17 protein-coding genes are annotated in these 15,207 nt (G+C 26.1%); 13 read left to right on the plus strand and 4 right to left on the minus strand.

The genetic code is table 11. From position 1 onward, the window contains the following. The first annotated feature begins 18 nt into the window (after positions 1 to 18). Positions 19 to 609 (plus strand): hypothetical protein, encoded by a 591-nt coding sequence (locus AFAEC_RS05875; RefSeq protein ID WP_026805633.1) that lies wholly within the window; start codon positions 19 to 21, stop codon positions 607 to 609. 20 nt (positions 610 to 629) lie between these two features. Here AFAEC_RS05875 and AFAEC_RS05880 read toward each other — a convergent pair whose 3' ends face one another. Both AFAEC_RS05880 and AFAEC_RS05885 read right to left on the minus strand, forming a co-directional pair. After that, positions 630 to 833, minus strand: a complete 204-nt coding sequence (locus tag AFAEC_RS05880) for a hypothetical protein (protein ID WP_026805634.1) — start codon at positions 831 to 833, stop codon at positions 630 to 632. Positions 834 to 906: 73 nt separating this feature from the next. Then, entirely contained in the window at positions 907 to 1,725 is an 819-nt protein-coding gene (locus AFAEC_RS05885) for a ferritin-like domain-containing protein (protein ID WP_026805635.1), read from the minus strand. A gap of 54 nt (positions 1,726 to 1,779) precedes the next feature. Between AFAEC_RS05885 and AFAEC_RS05890 the strand changes: the two genes are divergently transcribed. Genes AFAEC_RS05890 through AFAEC_RS05900 form a run of 3 tightly spaced genes read left to right on the plus strand, consistent with a single transcriptional unit; the run spans position 1,780 to position 4,292 of the window. Beyond that, positions 1,780 to 2,379, plus strand: coding sequence for an MBL fold metallo-hydrolase (locus tag AFAEC_RS05890; RefSeq protein ID WP_026805636.1), 600 nt, complete (start codon positions 1,780 to 1,782; stop codon positions 2,377 to 2,379). Positions 2,380 to 2,383: 4 nt separating this feature from the next. Then, on the plus strand, positions 2,384 to 3,289 hold the full coding sequence (locus AFAEC_RS05895) for a GGDEF domain-containing protein (protein WP_026805637.1): 906 nt from the start codon (positions 2,384 to 2,386) through the stop codon (positions 3,287 to 3,289). Positions 3,290 to 3,296: 7 nt separating this feature from the next. Then, on the plus strand, positions 3,297 to 4,292 hold the full coding sequence (locus AFAEC_RS05900) for a GGDEF domain-containing protein (protein ID WP_026805638.1): 996 nt from the start codon (positions 3,297 to 3,299) through the stop codon (positions 4,290 to 4,292). 16 nt (positions 4,293 to 4,308) lie between these two features. On the opposite strand, the gene AFAEC_RS05905 is transcribed toward AFAEC_RS05900, so the two are convergent. Beyond that, positions 4,309 to 5,139, minus strand: coding sequence for a prephenate dehydrogenase (locus tag AFAEC_RS05905; protein WP_026805639.1), 831 nt, complete (start codon positions 5,137 to 5,139; stop codon positions 4,309 to 4,311). Between the two features lie 106 nt (positions 5,140 to 5,245). On the opposite strand from AFAEC_RS05905, the gene bamA reads away from it, so the two are divergent. From bamA to AFAEC_RS05935, 6 genes are read left to right on the plus strand one after another with little or no spacing between them, the layout of a single operon-like run. Then, on the plus strand, positions 5,246 to 7,492 hold the full coding sequence (gene bamA / locus AFAEC_RS05910) for an outer membrane protein assembly factor BamA (RefSeq protein WP_026805640.1): 2,247 nt from the start codon (positions 5,246 to 5,248) through the stop codon (positions 7,490 to 7,492). Next, positions 7,492 to 8,565: a dehypoxanthine futalosine cyclase gene (locus tag AFAEC_RS05915; RefSeq protein ID WP_026805641.1), complete on the plus strand. Its 1,074-nt coding sequence runs from the start codon at positions 7,492 to 7,494 to the stop codon at positions 8,563 to 8,565. The genes bamA and AFAEC_RS05915 overlap by 1 nt, the downstream gene beginning before the upstream one ends. Before the next feature lie 57 nt (positions 8,566 to 8,622). Next, positions 8,623 to 9,861, plus strand: a complete 1,239-nt coding sequence (locus AFAEC_RS05920; RefSeq protein WP_026805642.1) for a M16 family metallopeptidase — start codon at positions 8,623 to 8,625, stop codon at positions 9,859 to 9,861. Positions 9,862 to 9,864: 3 nt separating this feature from the next. Beyond that, positions 9,865 to 11,166, plus strand: a complete 1,302-nt coding sequence (gltX, locus tag AFAEC_RS05925) for a glutamate--tRNA ligase (RefSeq protein WP_026805643.1) — start codon at positions 9,865 to 9,867, stop codon at positions 11,164 to 11,166. After that, positions 11,163 to 11,435: a YggT family protein gene (locus AFAEC_RS05930; protein WP_026805644.1), complete on the plus strand. Its 273-nt coding sequence runs from the start codon at positions 11,163 to 11,165 to the stop codon at positions 11,433 to 11,435. The genes gltX and AFAEC_RS05930 overlap by 4 nt, the downstream gene beginning before the upstream one ends. A gap of 6 nt (positions 11,436 to 11,441) precedes the next feature. After that, positions 11,442 to 13,109, plus strand: a complete 1,668-nt coding sequence (locus AFAEC_RS05935; RefSeq protein WP_172658631.1) for a lytic transglycosylase domain-containing protein — start codon at positions 11,442 to 11,444, stop codon at positions 13,107 to 13,109. Here AFAEC_RS05935 and AFAEC_RS05940 read toward each other — a convergent pair. After that, a complete protein-coding gene (locus tag AFAEC_RS05940; RefSeq protein ID WP_026805646.1) occupies positions 13,078 to 13,560 on the minus strand; it encodes a hypothetical protein in 483 nt (160 codons plus the stop codon). The genes AFAEC_RS05935 and AFAEC_RS05940 overlap by 32 nt on opposite strands. Before the next feature lie 101 nt (positions 13,561 to 13,661). Here AFAEC_RS05940 and mobB point away from each other — a divergent pair, with 101 nt between their 5' ends. From mobB to AFAEC_RS05955, 3 genes are read left to right on the plus strand one after another with little or no spacing between them, the layout of a single operon-like run. Beyond that, on the plus strand, positions 13,662 to 14,159 hold the full coding sequence (gene mobB / locus AFAEC_RS05945) for a molybdopterin-guanine dinucleotide biosynthesis protein B (protein ID WP_026805647.1): 498 nt from the start codon (positions 13,662 to 13,664) through the stop codon (positions 14,157 to 14,159). Beyond that, complete coding sequence (locus AFAEC_RS05950; protein ID WP_026805648.1) at positions 14,160 to 15,002, plus strand: class 1 fructose-bisphosphatase; 843 nt, start codon at positions 14,160 to 14,162, stop codon at positions 15,000 to 15,002. Continuing rightward, the gene (locus AFAEC_RS05955; RefSeq protein ID WP_026805649.1) at positions 14,995 to 15,198 is read left to right on the plus strand and encodes a hypothetical protein; all 204 of its coding nucleotides are present in this window, start codon (positions 14,995 to 14,997) and stop codon (positions 15,196 to 15,198) included. The genes AFAEC_RS05950 and AFAEC_RS05955 overlap by 8 nt, the downstream gene beginning before the upstream one ends. The last annotated feature ends 9 nt before the right edge of the window (positions 15,199 to 15,207 follow it).

A 15,207-nucleotide genomic window follows, 5' to 3' on the forward strand; every position in this document is an offset into this window, starting at 1 on the left:
TAAATAATAAGGGAAAAAATGAAATTTGAGTATATAGGATTTAGACCAATTATAAGCCAAAAAGGTATCTCTTTTAAACAAGGGAAAGATGATAAATATATTTATTTACCCTATGCTTATGAGCTTTTAGATACAGTTAATAGTGATTATGATGTAAATAAAAGCCACTCATACTCTATTAAAATTGATAAATCAAATATTGATAAACTTTATAAAGAACTATTAGCTTTAAATCCAAATTTAAAAGAGGATATAAATTCTAAATTAGAAGAGTATAAAAAACAAATAGAAATAAAGCATAATGAGATAGAAAATAGAAAAAACTTGTCTGAAATAGAAAAAAACATATATCTAAATAATCTTAAATATATGAAAGATTATAGAATAAATAGAGCAAAGAATAAAATTTTTTATTATAGTGCTATTTACAATATTGCAAATTTAATTAGAAATAAAAAAATAAAAAAATTAGATATTCCATTTAATGAAAAATTTTGGCATACATTAAAAACATTACAAGGTGTTTTATCTGCTGAGAAAGTGAATTCTAATCTTACTACATATGAAAAAGATGGTAATATTCACCTTCTATTTACTACAAGTCTATAATCAAAATTTTGGTTATAGATTTAAAACTTAAATATAAAAATTGTTGCAAGAGTTGCAAAAAATATTGAAAAAATAATGGAAAATTTTGTTGAGTGTTTCTCTACAAAAGTCGATTTCAATGCTAATTTTTCGCTAATATATATGGCAGGAGATAGTGAAAAAGCCATAAGTGCTAAAACGAAAATAAAAAAAATTACAACTTGAGTTATATTTGTAAGTTCCATTTTTTCCTCTAATCTTTAAAATTATATTTAAATTTTAGCAAAACAAAAATATTTAAGACTTAACTTAAATCAACTAAAAACAATCCTCTTTTTTTGATAAAAACTTCAACTCATCACAAGAAAAACCAGCCTCTTTTCTAGCAATAAAATTTAAATCCATCTTCCTTTTTGTACTTCCAGGAAAAACTCTTTCAATTACTTCAAAATAGGTTTTTACTGGGTCTAATTGTAATCTTTCACACTCATATTTAAACCAAAAATCACCTTTTTTAACATGATCAACCTCTTCTTCTAATATTATTTCTAAGGCTTTGACAAATTTTATATTAAACTTATCTCTATTTGAATTTAGTTTCTCCATTATTTTTGGATTTTGATCTAAACCATTTGCTTCTAAATATCTAGGAACACAGGCCATTCTACTTAAAAAATCTGGTGTTTGTTGCATAACTTCAAAAAGATTTTTATGAACATCAAACTCTCCATAAAATCCATCTAACTCTTTTAATAACTCTTCTAACATTAAAAAATGCCTAATCTCATCACTTGCAACTTCAAGCCAATCTTTATAATATTTTATTGGCATATTTTGATATCTCAAAGCAGCATCTAAAGCTAAATCAATAGCACTATATTCTATATGTAAAATTGTATGAACTAGATATTTTTTACCTTCTATTGATTTAAAGTTTTTAATTGGCGGTAAAGCAGTTGGCTTTACAATATTTAAAAAACTTTCGTAAGAGGGACTAGTTAATATTAAAGGTTTATAACTATTATCAAAACTAATACTGTTTTCTAAAAAGTTTTTATAAAAGTTATCAAACATTTTAAACTTATTTTTTGGTAAATTCTCTAGTAAAATAGCTTCTAAGGTAGAAAAATAATCCATAAATTAACCTTTTTTTGATATAATGAATTAAATTTTAGCAAAGTAAGGTTTAAAATGGATATAAAAGTTCATCCTATGGGGGATTATGCCACAAATTGTTATATTGTGACTATCGATGAAAAAGATTTTATAATAGACCCAGGTGTTGGTGCAACTTCTTGGATTAAACAAAACAGTACAAATCCTGTTGCAATACTAAATACTCATGGTCATTTTGACCATATTTGGTCAAATCAAGAACTAAAAGAGTTTTTTAATATTAAACTTTATACTCCAAAAGATGACGAATTTATGTTAACATTAAACCCTTATAATTTAGGAATGCCTCCATCATATGCTGATATTTTAGTAAATCCAGATGAAGAACTAGATATTTTTGGAGTTAAAATAAAATTTCACCATTTTCCAGGGCATACTCCAGGTTGTAGTATGATTGAGATAAATGGAACTCTTTTTAGTGGAGATTTTATTTTTAAAGGTACAATAGGAAGATTTGATTTTCCTATGTCAAATCCAAAAGATATGAAAAATAGTCTTCAAAAAATATTAACATGGAAAAATAATTATCATATATATCCAGGACATGGTTCCAAAACTACTTTAAACAACGAAATAGATACACTAAAACTATGGGAAAGACAGATAAAGGCATAAAAATATGAGTTACTCTTGTGAATTAATAATGAATGAAAATGATAAATTAAAAGTTTCAGACTTAGATAAAAGTGCCTTAAATATTTTTGAATATTTAAAAATACATCATGATGTTCAAGCTATTAAAATTAATATTTTAAAACAAGATGGTGATGAAGAAAATATATTCTCCTTATTTGATTTAGATAAAAATTATTTAGAGTTTTCTTTAGACTTCCCCCAAAATATTGATACAAAAGTTATATTTATTTTTCTGGTAGCGAATGAAAATGAGAAAAATAAACTTATAGAGCAATCAGATAAAATAAAAATTTCTTTAAATATATTTTCTCAATCTTTATACAATAAATATATAGAAAAAGCTATAAAAGATTTATCTCTAATAGACTCTGTTACAGGAACATATAATAGAACTTATTTGAATAACTATGTTTCAAATTTATTAAGTCTTTCAAATAGAGAGCAAAAGAAAGTAGCTTTTATAAAAATTGGAATTGACCAATTTAAGGCTGTAATTGATGAATTTGATTATGAAATTGGAGATAAAGTATTAAAGGCATTGGCAAATTCTCTTAAAAATAGTATTAGAGAATCTGATATTGTAATAAAAATATCAAATGATGAATTTTTAGTTATTTTACTAAATATTCTTTCAAATACAAATGCTATTATGATAGCTGAAAAATTAATAAATAACTTTAGTAAAGAGAGTGTTGTTGTAGAAGAAGATACTAAACAAATATTAATGAAAACAATCTGTGGAGGAATATCAATTTTTCCAGATAATGCAACAACAATAGATGAAATAATAAAAAAATCTGATATTGCACTTTATGAGGCAAGAAACAGAGGTCGGGGAAAAGTTTTTTTATTTAATGATAAAGAGACAAATAAAATAGATCTATTTTAGGAAACATATGAAATATAAAATGATGGAATTAATAAAATCTTCTACTACAAATGAGTTTATATATCACTCTTTGGAAAGTATATTTTCTCTTCAGGAACAACTATCTTATTCTACAAATTTAAAACAATTAGCAGAAGATATTTTTAACTGGTTAAGCTATGAATTTAAGATTACAAATATGGAATTTTGCTTATTTGATATAAATAAAAATAGTAAAGATAAGATTTTTTCAAAGGGGGAAGAGTTCTATTTAGATGATGAACTTTCTCATTTTTTTATAATTAACACTCATATAAGTTTAAATGCAACAGTCTCTTTTTGTGCAAATTCTAAACTCCATCACAAAATGATAGAAGATCATTATGAGACTATCCAAGTTGCTTTTTTTCAAATTTCGCCTATTATTCAAAGCTTAATTTTAAAGAAAAACTTTATAGAATCATCTTCTTTAGATTCAGTTACAAATGTTTATAATAGAACTTATCTAATTCAAAATCTTACAAATCATCTTAGATTATCAAATAAAAATCAAGAAGAGATTTTCTTTTTAATGATAGGAATTGATCGATTTAAAGCTGTAATTGATGAGTTTGACTATGATACTGCTGATAAAGTTTTAGTTGAACTTGCAAGAGTTATACATTCAAATATAGATAGTTTTGATTTAGTAGGAAGACTTGGAACTGATGAGTTCTTAGTATCTATTTTAAGTAACTCAAATGAAAATGATATAGAAAATTTAGCTCTAAAGATAATTGATGATTTTGCAGATACTAATATTATTGTAAATGAACAGACTAAACAAGTTTTGAAAAAAACAATTTGTATAGGAATGGATAAATTTGTTTTAAATTCAGAAAAAACAATAAATGACTCAATAAAACACTCTGATATTGCACTTTATGAAGCAAAAAATAAAGGAAGATCACAATTTCTAAAATATAATGATTTAACAGCAGCTGATGGAATTGAAATCTTCGATGAATCAATAGAGCTTTTCTAAGCTCTAATTTTTTAATTTATAAAATTTCATGTAAAGTATTTGCCTTTTTCATCCAATTTTCTAGATCTTCATACTTTTCATCTTCAATCATTTTTTTAGCAATACTCATCTGCTCTTCAAAAGATTTTATACTAAGAAGCATATTCTCTCTATTTTGTTTAAAAATATCCCCCCACATTCGTGGACTTGATTTTGCAATTCTACTCATATCTTTAAATCCACCTGCAGCAAGAGCTATAATCTCTTTTGGGTTTTGATGACTCATAACTGTATTAGCTAATGAAAATGAGATCAAATGAGGTAAATGAGAGATATAACAAGCATTTATATCATGCTCTTTACTATCCATAACAACAATTCTCATTCCAATTTCTTGAAAGATTTTAAATGCTTTATTTACATGAATATTTGCATTATCTTCTAAATCACATAAAACTACCGTTTTCCCTTCATAAAGGTTGTCTATTGCAGCTTTTGGTCCAGATTTCTCTGTTCCCGTCATAGGATGAGCAGCTATAAAATTCTTTCTTATTTTTGCTGGAATATTTTTAACAATATACTCTTTTGTTGAGCCCATATCAATAATAGTTGTTTTTTCATCTATATCCAAAAAGTTTGGAAACATAGAAATAATTGCATCAACAGGTATAGATAAAATAATTACATCACTTACTTTCTTTAAAGTTTCTAAATCAACTACTTCATCAACTAAATTTAACTCCAAAATATCTTTTTTATTTTTTTCGCTATTTGTAAATCCATATACTTTTTGGGCAATTCCATATCTTTTTACAGCTTTTGCTAAAGAGCCTCCCATAAGTCCTAAACCTATAATTCCTATATTCAAAATAAAACCTTTTATAAATAAATTGGGCAAAATTATATCTTACTTTAGATTTATATAAACTATTTTTAGATATATTATTGCTTTATTATCCAAATTAAGGACACCTGTGAAAAACAAAGTAATACTTTTATCATTGAGTTGTGCAACATTACTTAGTGCAACAACAATCAAATCTATTGAATATAAAGATGTAAATAAATTATCTCCTCAGGTTTTAGCTGAAACAATAGATATGAAAGTTGGAGACAAACTAGATGAAAATAAACTAAATGAAGCTGTTGTAAAATTTTATAAATATGGTTATTTTGAAGATGTTGAAGTTTCAAATAATGGTGGAAATTTATTATTTAAATTTAAAGAAAACCCTTCAGTTGCTAGTGTTGATATTAAAGGGTATAAGACTAGAAGTGAAGATATTGATAATATAAAAAATATTATTAAATTTAAAAAAGGGTCTATGTATACTGAAAAAAGAGTAAAAGAGGCTGAAAATAAGCTTTTAAGTATGCTAGAGAGTGAAGGTTTTATAAACTCAGTTGTTGAAACAGAAGTAGAAACTTTAGGTGAGAATGCAAAAAAAGTTACTTTTTATGTAAATAAAGGTGATGAGATTATAATTAATAATGCTCAATATCATGGAGCAAAAAATTTAGGTCAAAGTGATTTTGATGATGTAACTGCAAATAAAGAAAAAGAGTTTGCTTCTTGGTGGTTTGGACAAAATACAGGTGAATTAAAACTAGATCAATTAAAATATGATGCAAGAAGAATAAATGACCTATATTTTGAGAAAGGTTATTTAGATGCAGATGTTAAAGAGCCATTTTTAGATATTGATTTTGCATCAAACCAAGCAAAATTAGATTTTTTTGTAAAAGAGGGAGAAAAATATACAACTACTGATATTAAAATATTTTTAGACTCTTCAATTGTTAATCCTAATGATATTTATCCAGAATTAAAGCTAAAAGTTGATAAAACTTTCAATATTAAAAAATTAAGACAAGATCAAGAGTATATTAAAACTCAAGTAGCAAATCAAGGTTATGCCTTTGCTGATGTTAAATTTGATTTGAAAAAAAATGAAGCTGAACATACTGTTGATGTTGTATTTAGTGTAGTTCCAGGAAAAAAAGTATATATAAATGATGTAAAAATTTCTGGAAATACTAGAACTTTAGATAGAGTTATTAGAAGAGATGTCTATTTAGCACCTGGTGATTTATATAATATGACAGATTTTAAGGACTCTACAAATAAACTAAAAAGATCAAGATTCTTTGAAGATGTACAAATTGAAGAGAAAAGAATTAGTGATGATAAAATGGATATTGTTGTAAAAGTAACTGAAGCACCAACAGGAAGTTTAATGCTAGGTGGAGGATATGGTTCTTACGATAAATTTATGGTAAATGGGTCTATTAGTGATGCAAATATTTTTGGTTCAGGGCTCGCGCTTGGACTAAGTGCTGACTTATCTAAAAGATCAAGTAGATTTGAGCTTAGCCTTAAAAATCCAGCTATAAGAGATAGCGATTATAATGGAGAAGTTGAAGTTCACTCGACAAAAAATGAGATTAGAAGAAGTAGATATGACTCTGATGTAAGAACAAAAGGGTTTTCTATTGGAGCAGGGAAAGAGGTAATTAGAGATACTTATGTTGGAGCTAAATATGGACTTGATTTTATTAAAGAAAATTATGATTATCCAATAGATAGTATAGTTTCTCAGCAAAAGAGATTTACAGACCAAGATTATATAAACAGTTCAATTACTCCTTATGTTAATTTTGATAATACAGATGATTTTTATTTTCCAAGAGAGGGATGGAGATCAAATATTTCAGCTGAATATGCTGGAGTTGGTGGAGATTCAAAATATATAAAACCAAGTGCTAATTTTAGATATTTCTATTCTTTAGAGGATTTAACTGATTTAGATTGGATTTTAAGATTTAAAACACAAGCTAGAATTTTAATAGATAATGGTCAAATAAATCAAGGAGATTCACTGTATCTTGGGGGTCCTAGAACACTAAGAGGGTATAAGTCTTATGCATTCCCTACTAATGAAACTGGAGAAAAAACAGATCCATATAAAAAAATGTGGTCAAACCAATTTGAAATTAGTTTTCCTCTAGTTCCTAGTGCAAAAATGAGATGGGGAGTATTTTATGATTATGGTATGATAGGACAAGATTCTTTTAATGAAACAAAAAGATCAGGAACAGGAGCACTTTTAGAGTGGGTTTCACCTATGGGTCCTCTACAACTTATCTTTGCTAAACCAATTGGTAAAAAACCAGGAGATGATACATCTTCATTTGAGTTCTCATTCGGAGCAAGCTTCTAATGACAAAAAAAGTAGAAGTTAATTTAAATAAAAGATTAAGTAAAGAAGAAGCTCTTGATTTAATCAAAAATACTTCTTTATTAGAGTTAAGTCGTCTTGCAAGTGCAAAAAAACTAGAACTTCATAGTGAAAAACTAACAACTTTTATAGTAGATAGAAATATAAACTATACAAATGTTTGTTGGGTTGATTGTAAATTTTGTGCATTTTATAGACACAAAAAAGATGATGATAGCTATGTTTTAAAATTTGATGAAATTGATAAAAAAATTGATGAACTTCTTGCTATTGGTGGAACACAAATTCTTTTTCAAGGTGGAGTTCATCCAAATTTAAAAATAGATTATTATGAAGAGTTAGTAAATCACATTCATACAAAATATCCACAAATTACAATTCATGGTTTTTCAGCAATTGAAATTGATTTTATAGCAAAAGTATCAAAAATATCTATTTTAGAAGTTTTAAAAAGGCTTCAAGCAAAAGGTTTAAGTTCAGTTCCAGGTGCTGGAGCTGAAATTTTAAGTGATAGAGTAAGAGATATAATTGCTCCTAAAAAACTTGATACTGCAAAATGGCTAGAAGTTCATAAAACTGCACATAGTATTGGTATGAAAACAACAGCAACTATGATGTTTGGAACTGTTGAAACAGATGAAGAGATTATTGAACATTGGGATTTAATACGAAAATTGCAAGATGAGACAGGTGGTTTTAGAGCATTTATTATGTGGAGTTTTCAAGGAGAAAATACTGAACTTTTAGAGGAAATTCCCGATATTAAACCTCAATCTTCAAATAGGTATTTAAGACTTCTTGCAGTTTCAAGACTATATTTAGATAATTTTAAGAATCTTCAAAGCTCTTGGGTTACTCAAGGTTCATATATTGGTCAAATGGCTCTAAAATTTGGTGCAAATGATTTGGGAAGTACAATGATGGAAGAGAATGTTGTAAAAGCAGCAGGAGCAGTAAATAGAATGAATCAAGATGAAATGATAAGATTAATCAAAGATATAGATGAGTTTCCAGCAAAAAGAGACACAGCTTACAATATAATAGAGAGATTTTAATAAAAGATGAAAATAAGATATATTTTATATATTTTTTTAATATTACAAGGAAGTTTGATGAGTGCAATGATAAAGCATATAAATATAAATAATATTGATATCCCAGTAATTTTTGAAGAACAAAAATCACTACCAATTTTAAATTTACAACTAATTTTCAAAAATGCTGGTTACATAAAAGATAAAAATAATTTAGGTTTGGCAAATCTATCTTCAAAAATTTTAAATGAAGGTACAAAAGAGTTAGGAGCTACAAAGTTTGCAGAAAAACTAGATGATAATGCCATAACTATTAATAGTGCTATTGGTTTAGAAACTCTTACTATAGAACTTTCAAGTTTAAAAGAGAAATCAAATTTAGCGCTTGAATTATTAAATACTCTTTTAAAATCTCCAAATTTTTCAAATGAAGCTTTAAGCAAGGTAAAAACTTTAGTTACAGGAAGTATTAAAAGAAAAGAGAATGATTTTGATGATGTAGCTAGTAAAGGTTTAAATGCCCTACTTTATAGTGGAACTCCTTTAGCAAATCCTGCTAGTGGAACAATTGAATCTATTTCTAAAATTAATTTAAAAAATATAGAAGAGTTTTTATCTAACTCTTTAGTTTTAAATAACTTAGTTATTGTAGCAGGAGGAGATATAGCTTTTGAAGAGCTTGAAAAAGCTATATCTCCTATTCTAAAAGGTTTAAAGATTGGAGAAAAAGAGCAAAATTCTAAGATAGAGTTTATCTCACAAAAACAAGAGAAAGAGCTTTTAAAACCAACAGAACAAGCTTATATATATTTTGGTTCAAACTTTAATGCAAATAGTCAAGATGAAGATAATTATAAAGCAAAAGTTGCTTCATTTATTTTAGGTGGTTCTGGATTTGGTTCAAGACTTATGGAAGAAATAAGAGTTAAAAGAGGTTTAGCATATAGTGCTTACTCAAATATAAATATAAATAGGTCTTATTCTAGCTTTAGTGGTTATTTACAAACAAAAAATGAAAGCTATAAAGAGGCAAAAGATATTGTAATATCTTTGGTTGAAGAGTTTGTAAAAAATGGAGTAACAAAAGAGGAATTAAATGCTGCTAAAAACTTTTTAAGTGGAAGTGAACCACTTAGAACAGAAACTTTGGCTCAAAGATTAAATAGAGCTTTTATGCTAGATTTTAGAGGTTTAAGTCAAGATTACCCAAAAATTGAACTTGAAAAAATCCAAAATTTAACTTTAGAAGATTTAAACAACTACATAAAAACTCATACAGAGTTAAATAATTTAACATTTTTTATTGTAAGGAAATAATTTATGCTAAGATTTGCACCAAGTCCAACAGGAGATATGCATATAGGTAACCTAAGAGTTGCAATTTTTAACTATTTAGTATCAAAGCAGTTAAATGAAGGTCTTATTATTAGAATTGAAGATACAGATAAGGCTAGAAATATTGAAGGAAAAGATAAAGAGATTTTAGAGATTTTAAATCTTTTTTCAATTGAGTATAAAAATGTTTTTTATCAAAGTGAAAATTTAAAATATCATCAAAAAATGGCTTTACAATTAATGACTCAAAAAAAGGCATTTGCTTGTTTTTGTAGTGATGAAAAACTTGAAGAGTTAAAAGAAGAGAGTATAAAAAAAGGTATTCCTTTTAGATATGATGGATTTTGTGAAACTTTAAATGATGAAACAGTTTTAAATACAAATGCTCCTTTTACAGTAAGGCTTAAAAAACCTGAACACAATATAAAATTTAGAGATTTACTAAAAGGTGATTTTGATTATGCACCTTTTGATGTTGATAGTTTTATTATTTTAAGACAAGATAAAACTCCAACATATAACTATGCTTGTAGTGTTGATGATATGTTAATGGATATTTCAATGGTTATCAGGGGAGAAGACCATATCTCAAATACACCAAAGCAAATACATATTAGAGAAAGTTTAGGATATACAAAAGAGATAAAATATGTTCATCTACCAATCATTTTGAATGCAATTACAGGTAAAAAAATGAGTAAAAGAGATGATGCTAGTAGCGTTAAATGGTTAATTGAACAAGGTTTCTTACCAAGTGCAATAGCAAACTATTTAGTTTTAATTGGAAATAAGACACCAACAGAAATTTTCACTCTTGAAGAAGCCATAGAGTGGTTTAAAATAGAGAATATTTCAAAAAGTGGAGCTAAATTTGATATTGATAAATTAAGATTTATAAATAGAAAACATATAGAACTACTTGAAGATATGAGATTATCAAAGATTTTAGGTTTTGCAGATGAAAGTATAGGAAAATTAGCAAAACTATATTTAGAAGAAGCTAGTACAATAAAAGATATAAAAGCTAAGTTAGATGATATTTTTAGTTTAAAAACTACTTTAGAAGGTTTTGAAGAAGAGAGTAAAAAAATCAAAGATACTCTACAAAATGCACCATATTTTGAAAATTATGAAGATTTAAAAAATTATGTAGTTGAAAATACAAACTTAAAAGGTAAAAATCTATTTAAACCACTTAGATATATATTAACTGGTGTTGAAAATGGACCAAATTTAGCTGATATTTATCCATTTATTAAAAATTATATAGGAGAGATTGTAAGATGATAGATGCATTATTTAGCTCAATTTTAACTGTTTTTTTTAGTATTATTTTCCTTTATAAATGGGTTGTGATAATCTCTGCAATTTTAAGCTGGGTAAGACCTGACCCATATAATCCAATAGTTCAAATGCTTTATAGATTAACAGAGCCTGTTTATGCAAGAATAAGAAGAGTAATTCCAACAACTTTTGGTGGAATGGATTTAGCTCCACTTATTTTGATTTTTGCTCTTATATTCCTAGAGACATTTTTACAAAAAATTTTAATGTAAGTTGTTATGATAAAAAGTATTTTAAAACTTACTTTAATTTTTTCTCTATCTTTTAATCTTTTTGCTCTTGAAAACCCACAAGCTGATTTTATGCAAAAAGATTTTAAAGTTACCCTTGATTGGTTAGAAAATAGACCTAAATCAAGTGCAAAAGACTTTTTTATCTTACAATTTTTAGAAGACGAAAATTTAACTTATGAGATAGCAAAAAAAGCTTATGATATGAGAAAAGGAAATAATGCTACTTTAGATAGAGCCTTTAAACAAAAATTTAGTGAAAAGATAAGTCCAGAAGATAGATTTTGTTATAATGCCTCTATTTTAGAGCTAAAATCTTCAAGCTCTAAATGTATTGCTTTAGGTTTAGCCTCTTTAAAAAAAGCTTCTGATTTATCAAAAAATGATTTGAATTTTTTTATATCAAAATTAGACTCCTATCCAACACTAAAAAAAGATTTACAAACAATTGCCTCAACAAAAGTTTATGAAGAGTTAAGAGATAGTGGAGCTACAAGATTTTTAAAAATATTTTTTGAAGTAAGTGATAGTTATAGAAATAAATATTTAAATAAAAATATAGATATAAATTTTTTAAATGAACTATCCAAAAATAAAGACTTTGAAAAATTTTTACGATATGTAATATATAGTAAAGATTTAAAAAGTATTCAAAGATCTTTAGATAATTTAAATACAAATATAACTCTATCTTCTACAATATCATTTATGCTAGGTATAAATGCAATAAATAATAAAGATTTACTAAAAGCAAAAGACTTTTTCAATAAATCTTATAATAATTCATATTTAAAATCCGATAAAGACAAATCTTTATATTGGTTATATTTAACTTCAAATGATAACTCTTTTTTAGATGAATTAGCAAAAAGTAGTGATATAAATATTTATTCATTATATGCTAAAGAGCTATTAAATGTAAAAATTGACAATGTTTTTTATAGTATAGAATTAAAAAATCAAGCAACTTCTTATGATGTTTATAACCCTTTTTTGTGGGATGAAGTTACAGAAGATACAAAGAAAAATTTAGATGAAATTAAACTTCAAAAATATTATAATATTTTTTCTTCTAAAGATACAGAACCACATATGGCATTTATTTTAGAAAGATTTGAAAAATATAAAACTCAATATTATATAACTCCTTATAGAGAGATTTTAAAAAATTATGATATAGATAAACAAGTCTTAATCTATTCAATAGCAAGACAAGAAAGTAGATTTATTCCATCAGCAATCTCATTTTCAAGTGCTCAAGGGATGATGCAAATAATGCCTTTTTTATCAAAAGATATAGCTAAAGAACTAGGTCAAAATTATAATATTTATGAACAGTTTAATCCTAGAAAAAATATAGAGTTTGCAAGTTATCATTTAGATAAATTAAATAGACAATTTGATAATAATCCTCTTTTTGTAGCTTATGCTTATAATGGTGGAGCTGGTTATACAAGAACTCAATTAAAAAAAGGCTTATTTAAAGAAAAAAATAGATTTGAGCCATTTTTAAGTATGGAGATGATTTCATATAATGAAACAAAAGATTATGGAAAAAAAGTTTTAACAAACTACTATATTTATAATAACTATTTAAATAGTGAGAATAAAATCTCACTATCTACTATTTTACAAAGCTTAGTGTCGCCTTATTAGACTCTTGGTTTTGTAAAACCAAAGAGAAGTTTTTAATATTATTTAAATTTTCAAATTCTACTAAATAGTAAGTTCCCCAGTGATTTTTAAGCATATAATCTTTATATTTTTCATCATCTTTTTCAATTTTTTCAAAAAGTATAGGCTCTTTTTGATTTAAATATATAGTATATCCATTTTTCTCCATATCTTGTGATTGCTCTTTAGCAAAATATGTAAAAACTAAAAACTGCTCTTTTTTTGCTAAATCTAACTTTTTATCAACCATATTTAAATATGTTGCCATAAAAATAACATCAACTTCTTTATCTTTTACAATATCAGCTTTTTTAGTATATTTAACTGCCTTAGTCTCTTCTAAGCCCTTATCAAAAAATCTAAAAGCACTATTTTTTGGTGTGCAAGCTACAAATATAAGTGGAATTGCTAATAAAAATAGAAATTTATACATAAATTCTCCTTTGAAATTGCCGAATATTGTACATTACAAAGCCTTTAAAAAATATTTTTATATAAATAGAGTTTAACAATTCTTTAGATAAAATCCAGCCTATGAATAAAAAAAGATTAGTAGTGGCCTTTTCAGGTCCATCAAATAGTGGAAAAACAACAGCTATTGTTAAAGTTGCAAGTATTTTACAAGATAGTGATTTTAAGGTGTGTATTATAAAACACGATCCAAAAGATAAAGCAATATTTGATAGAGAAGGAAAAGACTCATTTAAATTCTCTCAAACAGGAGCTGATGTTGCTGTTGTAAGCCCAAATAAAACAACAATATTTAAAAAAGATACTTCAAGTGTAAATGAGCTTATCTCTATTTTTAATGATTTTGACTATTTGTTAGTTGAAGGGTTAAAAACTTTGGAACTTCCTAGAATTTCTATTTTTAGAGATAAACTTGATGAGAGCTATTTTACTGTTTCTAATGCTTTAGCAGTTGATGATAGTATTAATAAAAAACAGATTCCTAAAAGTTTAGATATTTTAGATTTAAACAATCCAGAAGAGATTATAGAGTGGATAGATAAAAATGCAAAAAGGGTATAAATGCAAGAGATAATAAAAGCAATAGAAGAATCAGCAATAAAAATAAAACATTTAATACAAACAGGTGATACAGAGAAAAGCCAAAGTGAAAATAGCACTGGTGATACTCAATTAAAACTTGATATTCAAAGTGATGAGATTATTGAAGCTATTTTTTCAAAAATTCCAACTATTAAAGCAATAGTTAGTGAAGAGCAAGATAATATTAAAAATATAAATAAAGATGGAGAGTTTTTGATAGCTTATGACCCGCTTGATGGTTCATCTTTAGTTGATGTAAACTTAAGTGTAGGTTCTATTTTCGGAATATATAAAAATGAATTTAATGCTCAAAATATAGTAGCTTCAGTCTATATCGTTTTTGGTCCAAGAGTTGAAATGGTTGTAACTACAGATGATGTAAAAATGTATAGATTATTAGATAGTGAATTTAAATTTATTCAAAATATTAAACTAAATGAAAAAGGGAAATTAAATGCCCCTGGTTCTACTCAAAACTGCTGGGCACCATTTCATAAACAATTAATTGATGATATTTTTAATGATGGATATAGATTAAGATATAGTGGTGGTATGGTCCCTGATTTACACCAAATTTTATTAAAAGGTGGTGGACTTTTCTCATATCCAGGAACAAGTGATAAACCAAAAGGAAAATTAAGACAATTATTTGAAGTTTTCCCTTTTGCATTAACTTTTGAAAAAGCTGGTGGAATGGCTATTGATGGATATCAAAGAGTTTTAGATATAACTACTACTCATATTCATGATACAACTCCTTGCTTTTTTGGTTCAAATAGTGAAATAAATAGAGTTTTAGAAGTTTATAGTAAAAATGTCTAAAGAAACTAAAATTTTAGATAAGTGGGAAGAAAAACTTGAAGAGGTCTTAAAAGAGCTTAAATCTTGCCAAAATTCAAAAAATTTAAACTCTTGTAAACCTTGTAGTGAATTTTTTGAATGCAGTTTAAGAAAAAAGTATGTAGTTGCTGTCTATGAGTCAATGAATAAAGGCTCTGGCGGTGGATTTGAATTTTAAAAAGAAGGG

This window comes from Aliarcobacter faecis, from assembly GCF_013201705.1.
Lineage (GTDB): Bacteria > Campylobacterota > Campylobacteria > Campylobacterales > Arcobacteraceae > Aliarcobacter > Aliarcobacter faecis.